Here is a 1,651-nt window from a genome sequence, read left to right as displayed (position 1 = left end):
CCTGGATCGTGTCACCGTCGGGTGATTTCGCGGGTTGAGGATCGTTGAGGCTTGATTTTCCGGGGGTGTTGGTGCCTCGTGCGGGGCACTAACGGCGTCGATCTAGACTCGCTCGGTGGGGTGGTTCGTGCGGAAGGTGCGCACCGCGTCGGGTGCGACGGCGGTGCAGATCGCGTCGAAGACCCGTGGTGTGCGGACGATCGTGGAGCACCTCGGCTCCGCGCACGACGATGAGCAGCTCGCGGTGCTGGTCGCGATCGCGCGGGAGCGGATCGCGGAGCTGGCCGGGCATGTCCCGTTCGATCTGGACGGGCTGGGCGCGACGCCGCCGGCCACGACCGCGCCGACGGTGACCGGGTCGAGGTCCAGGTTGTTGTGGGATGTCCTCGAGGACGCCTACGCCCGTCTCGGGTTCGACGCGGTCGGCAACGACACATTCAAGAAGCTGGTCCTGGCCCGCGTCGTCGAGCCGACCAGCAAGGCGGACACGCTGCGGGTGTGGGACGAGCTCGGTGTCCCGGGTGCGCCGTCGCTGTCGACCGTGTGGCGGACCCTCGCCCGCAGCGTTGAGCAGGACTGGCGGTCGAAGATCGCCGCCGCAGCCTACGCGCATGCGACCCGATCTGGCCCGCTCACCGTCGTGCTCTACGACGTCACCACCCTCTACTTCGAGGCGGAGCGTGAAGACAAGCTCCGCAAGGTCGGGATGAGCAAAGAGCGCCGCGTCGACCCGCAGATCCTCGTCGGCCTCCTCGTGGACCAGGGCGGGTTCCCCCTCGAAGTCCACGAGTTCGCGGGCAACAGGGGCGAGACTCTCACCCTGCTGCCCGTCCTCGACCAGTTCCGCGAACGTCACTCCGCGACCGAGGTCGTGGTCGTCGCGGACGCCGGCATGCTGTCCGCAGCGAACCTGAACCGGCTGGAGGACGCCGGGTTCGGTTTCATCGTCGGCTCCCGCACCTCCTCCGCGCCATACGATCTCGCCGAGCACTACGCGACCGTCGGGAACATCGTCACCGATGGGGAGACGGTCGAGACCACCCGAACCATGGGTGCGGGTGTGAACGCGCGGGAGCGGCGAGTGGTGTGGCAGTACTCCCACAAGCGGAAGATCCGCGACAACATCACGTTGAACAAGCAGATCGAACGCGCCGAGCAGATCGCTGCCGGCACCCGCCCGGCGAAGAAGGACCGGTTCGTCACCCTCGGCACCAAGCCCGGCGTGAACTGGGCAAGAGTCGAGAAGGCCCGCGAATACATCGGCCTCAAGGGGTACGTCACCAACCTCAGCACCGCGACGGCTTCCGCTGCAGAGATCGTGGCGGCCTACCATGACCTGTTCCAGGTCGAGGCGACGTTCCGGATGGCAAAGACCGACCTGCGGGCGAGGCCGATGTTCGCGTCGACCGCGGACTCGATCCACGCGCACCTCACCGTCGTGTTCTGCGCTCTCGCGATCAGCCGGCACCTCTACAAGACCACCGGCGTGACGGTCCGCCGTATCGTCCGCGCGCTGCGCCCGCTGCGTGACGTCACGATCACCATCGACGGACACGAACTCACCGCGACCACCCCGCCAACGGGGGAAGCCGCCGACATCATCGCCGCACTCCGGCCGGGCGTGGGGCACTAAACTGACACGATCCAGGTC

General features: G+C 67.7%; 1 protein-coding gene. It reads left to right on the top strand.

Annotation, left to right across the window (positions count from 1 at the left end; translation table 11 throughout):
- The first annotated feature begins 115 nt into the window (after positions 1-115).
- Positions 116-1,633 carry an IS1634 family transposase gene (locus tag IR155_RS15620; RefSeq protein WP_076689818.1) on the top strand — a complete coding sequence of 506 codons (1,518 nt, stop codon included), beginning with the start codon at positions 116-118 and terminating at the stop codon, positions 1,631-1,633.
- The last annotated feature ends 18 nt before the right edge of the window (positions 1,634-1,651 follow it).

This window comes from Microbacterium paludicola, assembly GCF_015235415.1.
GTDB lineage: Bacteria > Actinomycetota > Actinomycetes > Actinomycetales > Microbacteriaceae > Microbacterium > Microbacterium paludicola.
Note: the sequence above shows the minus strand (reverse complement) of the source record. Positions and strands in the feature narration are given on the sequence as shown.